Origin of the sequence: Pseudomonas sp., assembly GCF_049645325.1 — a bacterium.
Lineage (GTDB): Bacteria > Pseudomonadota > Gammaproteobacteria > Pseudomonadales > Pseudomonadaceae > Aquipseudomonas.
In genome coordinates, this window is the sequence record NZ_JBARTQ010000160.1 from 1 (window position 1) to 5,294 (window position 5,294).

At 61.9% G+C, this 5,294-nt stretch carries 5 protein-coding genes; all 5 read right to left on the reverse strand.

The features are described 5' to 3' along the window. Positions 1-1,072 (reverse strand): TolC family outer membrane protein (locus tag WBB95_RS07340; protein ID WP_424486965.1); only part of this gene is annotated, 1,072 nt, incomplete at its 3' end. Positions 1,073-1,074: 2 nt separating this feature from the next. Next, entirely contained in the window at positions 1,075-2,376 is a 1,302-nt protein-coding gene (locus WBB95_RS07345; RefSeq protein ID WP_424486966.1) for an HlyD family type I secretion periplasmic adaptor subunit, read from the reverse strand. Then, positions 2,373-4,127 (reverse strand): type I secretion system permease/ATPase, encoded by a 1,755-nt coding sequence (locus WBB95_RS07350; protein WP_424486967.1) that lies wholly within the window; start codon positions 4,125-4,127, stop codon positions 2,373-2,375. Before WBB95_RS07350 ends, WBB95_RS07345 begins: the two co-directional genes overlap by 4 nt. Before the next feature lie 102 nt (positions 4,128-4,229). Beyond that, on the reverse strand, positions 4,230-4,598 hold the full coding sequence (locus WBB95_RS07355) for an AprI/Inh family metalloprotease inhibitor (protein ID WP_424486968.1): 369 nt from the start codon (positions 4,596-4,598) through the stop codon (positions 4,230-4,232). 48 nt (positions 4,599-4,646) lie between these two features. Then, positions 4,647-5,294, reverse strand: a 648-nt coding sequence (locus tag WBB95_RS07360) for a M10 family metallopeptidase C-terminal domain-containing protein (protein WP_424486969.1), incomplete at its 5' end; no start/stop codon positions are given.

Genomic DNA, 5,294 nt, shown 5'->3' on the forward strand with positions numbered 1-5,294 from the left:
CCGACAGGCAGGCGCTGAACTGGCGGCGCAGTTCGATCAGTGTTTCGCGGGTCTTGCCTTCGAGGTCGTACTCGGCCTGCTCCATGGCGCGGCTGGCTTGGCGGGTGGAGGCGGAAATACCGCCACCGGCATACAACGCCATGCTCACTTCAATGCCGATGGTGTTGGTGTCGTAGCGCTGGTTGTAGGTGTTGCCGCTGTCGGACTCTTGCTTGCGCGAGCTGGCATAGGCAGTGACTTTGGGCAAGTGCCCGGAGCGGTTGCGCTCCACTTCATACCGTGCCACTTCGACGGCCTGGCGCTGCGAGGCAAGGGTCGGGTTGTTGCTGATCGCCAGCTCGTGCCAGGTGTCGTAGTTGGCAGGCGTCAGGGTAAAGGCGGCGAAGCTCTGGTTCAGCGGCGCCAGGTCATTGATGTTGACGCTCTGCACGCCGATCAGCGCGCCCAGCTCCCTCAGCGACGCATCCTGCTCGTCGAGCGCCTGGATCTCTTCGGCGGTGGCCAGTTCATAGCGTGACTCGGCTTCCAGAATGTCGGTGCGCGTGCCCTCGCCTTGCTGGAACAGGTGCTGGTTCTGCTGGAATTGCTGCTCGTAGGCTTTCTTCTTGGCACGAGCGATGTCGATCTGGTCCTGGGCAAACAGGGCCTGGGTGTAATAACTCAACACCCGCACCAGCAACGCCTGGCTTTTGTCGCGAAAGCTTTCGTCGGCAAACAGCGCCTGGGCCACGCCCTTGCGGTAGTTGGCATAGGCTTCGTAGTCGAACAGCGGTTGCTGCAGGCTGAAGGTCGAGCCGTAGCTGTTGTAATTGCGATCGTCGCGATAGCTGCCACCGCGCCCGTCCGGCAGGTGCGCCTCGGAGTTGTTGCGGCCCTTGTTGTAGTTGTAGGACAGCTTCGGCAGCAGGCCGGCGCGGCCGATGGTGCGGTTTTCAAGGCCCGCGTCGCGTTCCTTGATGGCCCCCAGAAACACCGGATCATTGCGCAAGGCCTGCTCGTACACATCGAACGGGCCCATGGCCGCCTGGGCGCTGCCACACACCAGCAGCAGGGAGAGGAACACTGGCTTCATGCTCATTCCTCGGTCAACGCAGAACCGGCGCGATCGAGCAGCGGCTTGAACAGGTAATTGAGCAACGAGCGCTCGCCGGTGCGCACGAACATCTCGGCGGGCATGCCCGGCTTGATCACCAGGCCGTGGAGTTTTTCCAGCGCCGCTTCACTCACGGTGGTGCGCAGCACGTAATACGGCTGGCCGGTTTTTTCGTCGAGCATCTGGTCGGCGGAGATCAGGCTGACCTCGCCCGGCACGCGCGGGGTGCGGCTCTGGTTGAAGGCAGTGAACAAAATATCGACCGGCAAGTGCGTGCCGACCTTGTCGACCAGGTGCACCGGCAGATGCCCTTCCACTTCCAGGCGTGTGCCTTGCGGCACGATTTCCAGCAGGGTTTCACCGGCGCGCACCACGGCGCCTTCGGTGTGCACGCTCAAGTTGACGGCGATGCCGTCGGCCGGGGCATTGATTTCGCTGTGTTGCAGGTCAAACCCGGCCGAGGTGAGTTGCTGCTCCAGGGTAAGGCTGCGCAACTGCGCGTCGGCCAGTTGGCTGCGTACTTCTTTCTGGTATTCCTCGCTGTGCTGCTGCAGCTTGAGGCGCGATTCAAGAATGCTCTGCTCCACGCGGCCGCTTTCGCCGGTGTTCTGCGAGAGGTCCTGTTGCACTTGGGATAACTGGCGCTGGTATTCCATTAGCCGGTTACGCGGGATGTAGCCGTTGTCGGCCAAGGGTTGCAGGTTACTCAACTGGTCACGCAGGGACTGGGCCTGGGCGCTCAGGTCGCTGCGCGCACGGCGCATGCCGCCGAGCTGCGAAGTGGCGCCTTCGATGTTCGCGCGAATGCCCGCCTGTTCCCGCGCAAACGCTTCACGGCGGCTGCTGAACAGTTGACGCTGGCCTTCCAGCACCAGCGCGAGGGCCGGATCGGGGTTAGTGCTCAGCTCTGCCGGAAAGGTGATGCCGGAACGGTTGTCGCGCTCGCTCTGCCAGCGCGCCACGCTGGCCCAGGCCATGCGGTACTGGGCTTGCAGGGATTGCACGTCGGCCTGGTTCTGGGTCTGGTCGAGGCGAAACAGCGGCTGGCCCTGTTTCACTGACTCGCCCTCCTTCACCAAGATGCGGCTGACCACGCCCGGGCTGAAGGTTTGCACGGCCTTGCGTTTGCCCGAGACCACCACCGTGCCTTGCACCGGAATACCTTGGTCGAGCGGCGCCAGGCTGGCCCAGAGGAAAAACCCGCCGGCGCCGACAATCGTCAGCAGCCAGCCCATTTTTACGAAAAAACCGGCGTCACGTTGTTCAAATGTAAGGCTGCTCATGCGCCTGGATTCCTTCCGGCTTGATACTGACGGCTAAGGCTCACGCCGGCCTTTTCCCGTGGTGTTTCCTGCTGCTGGCCTGACAAGGCGCGCAGCACTTCCTGGCTCGGCCCGAACGCCTGCAGGCGCCCTTCGTTGAGTACCAGCAACTTGTCGGCCTGGGCCAGCGCCGAAGAACGGTGCGTCACCAGCACCACGCTGCTGCCCTGGGCTTTCATCTGCACGATGGCACTGGCCAACGCGGCTTCGCCGACGGTGTCGAGGTTGGAATTGGGCTCATCCAGCACGATCAGACGTGGGCCGCCGTACAGCGCGCGGGCCAGCGCCACCCGTTGTTTCTGGCCGCCGGACAGGCCGCCACCGTTGTCGCCCAGCACGGTGTCATAGCCCTGGGGCAAGCGCAGGATCAGTTCATGCACGCCGGCTTGTTGCGCGGCTTTCACCACCCGCTCCGGGTCGGCGTCACGAAACCGCGCGATGTTGTCGGCGATGCTGCCGCTGAACAGTTCGATGTCCTGGGGCAAGTAGCCGATATGCGGGCCGAGGTCGTCGCGGTCCCAGCGATGGATGTCTGCGCCGTCCAGACGCACGGTACCGGCCAGGGTCGGCCACACACCCACCAGCACGCGGGCCAGGGTCGATTTACCTGAACCCGAGGCGCCGAGCACGCCGAGCACTTCTCCCGCGCCGAGGTTGAAGCTGACTTGATGCAGCGTTGCCATGCGCCGCCCGGGCGGGCCCGCGCTGACTTGCTCGAAACTCACCTGGCCCTTGGGCGCAGGCAAGGCCATGTGTTCGACCTCCGGCGGGAATTCACGCAGCAACTCGTCGAGACGCTGGTAAGCCAATTTGGCCGAACTCCATTGCTTCCACACCGCAATCAACTGATCGATGGGGCTGAGCACCCGGCCCATCAGGATGGAACCGGCGATCATCATCCCGGCGGTCATTTCGCCCTTGATCACCAGGAACGCCCCCAGGCCCAGCACCAGCGATTGCAGGCACAGCCGCAGGGACTTGCTCAACGAGGTGATTACCGAGCCGGTGTCGCTGGCCTTGTTCTGAAAGCCGAGGAATTGCGAATGCACGGCAAACCAGCGTTTGCGCAACGCGCCGAGCATGCCCATGGCCTGGATCGTCTCGGCGTTGTGCAAATGGCTGGTGGCCAACTGGGTGGACTGCTGGGAAAAAGCCCCCGCCTCGCCCAACGGTTTTTTCGTCAGGTATTCGTTCAGGCACGCCAGCGCGATCAGCAGCACCGCGCCTGCCGTGGCCAACACCCCGAGCCACACGTTGAACAGGAAAATCACGAACAGGTAGATGGGAAACCACGGCGCGTCGAAAAACGCGAACAACGCCGGCCCGGTGATGAATTGGCGGATCGCCGTGAGGTCGCCAAGGGACTGCCCGGCATGCCCCTGGCCGCGCTGCAAGTTGCGCTCAAACGCGGCTTTGTACACGCGCAAGTTGAAACGCCGCTCCAACTGGCTGCCGATACGGATCACGATAAAACTGCGGATGACTTCCAGCGTGCCAATAAAAGCAAAGAAGCCCACGACCATCAGCGTCAACATCACCAGTGTGGTTTCATTCTGGGAGGACAGCACGCGGTCATACACTTGCAGCATGTAAATCGACGGCACCAGCATCAACAGGTTAATCAATGCCGTGAAGCAACCGATGCTGATCAAAATACGCTTGTATTCACCCAGCGCCCTGAATAAAGGCGCAACCGTAGGGGACTTCGCCATATCTTTTTATCTTCCGTGAGCGAATGACGCGCAATAGTTGCCCGCGCCCCTGAACAGGGACGGTCAACTATTAAAATCGGGTTATATGCTTATAACGTTTAATTAAGGCATTCGTTGCAGTACAACTTCCGCACCCAACGGTGTGCGCCCTTTATATTCGCCTTCTTTCTCGCGGTTCAAATGCGTGATCCCGCTGCCCTCGGCGTTCATCAGCCAGATGCCGTCCGGAGTTGGCGACCAAGTCAAGGGTTTATCGCCCAGCCATTGCTCGGCACACGCGACGTCACCGGCCAGGGCATTGGCCTGCTCCAGCAGGTCCAGCGCGCAGACTTGATCCTGTTGCTTGAATGCCCAATGCCCGGCCAATTGGGCGGTGGTGGGTAACACGAGACTGCTCGCCATTGCGTGGGCTCCTGCCGACACGAACAACACCTGTGAAACACAGGCGATCAAATGAGAAAAACGCGGCATTTCACGCTCCATCCAAGTGCGCGGCGCTGCAGCGCCGCGCGCTTTACATCACGCCACGATGTCGCTGACGGCGGCCTGGCCCACGGTGGTGACGAGGAAATCCGCCACGCCATGACCCGAGAAGTCGACTGCCAAGGTGCCCAGGTTAGTACCCGAGGCGTAGCTCAGCACAGCATCGCCGGCATGCCCGGTGAACGCATTGACGAAGGTCAGGCCTGCACCTTTGGTGATACCGGACAGGTCGATCTTGTCCGAACCCGAGGTGAAGTCAAAGATCTTGTCGGCGGCACCCGGCTTGGAGTCCGAGCTGGCACCGTACACGAAGGTGTCGTTGCCGGCGCCGCCCCACAGTTGGTCCGCACCGCCACCACCGTAGATGATGTCGTTGCCGGCACCGCCTTTGATGAGGTTGGCTGCGTTGTTGCCGATGATCAGGTCGTTGCCCGAACCACCGAACGCATTCTCGACAGTCACGCCTTTGGCGATGGACACGTTGCCCACCAAGCCGCCAACGTCGGAGAACGAGGCCTCATTGAGGTTGATCTTCTGGTTTTGGGTAAAACCGGAGAAGTCCAGGGTGTCGTTGCCACCCCCGTCCCATACCGAGAACACCAGCTTGTCGGCATTGGAGGTGGCGCTGAGGAAATCACGCCCGGTGTTGGAGTTGAACCCGTAGGTGGTGTCACCGGCACGGGT

Bases quoted from the DNA above. Each gene is read 5' to 3' on its own strand.
- WBB95_RS07355 (WP_424486968.1), bottom strand. From the start codon at position 4,598: ATGCCGCGTTTTTCTCATTTGATCGCCTGTGTTTCACAGGTGTTGTTC.
- WBB95_RS07350 (WP_424486967.1), bottom strand. From the start codon at position 4,127: ATGGCGAAGTCCCCTACGGTTGCGCCTTTATTCAGGGCGCTGGGTGAA.
- WBB95_RS07345 (WP_424486966.1), bottom strand. From the start codon at position 2,376: ATGAGCAGCCTTACATTTGAACAACGTGACGCCGGTTTTTTCGTAAAA.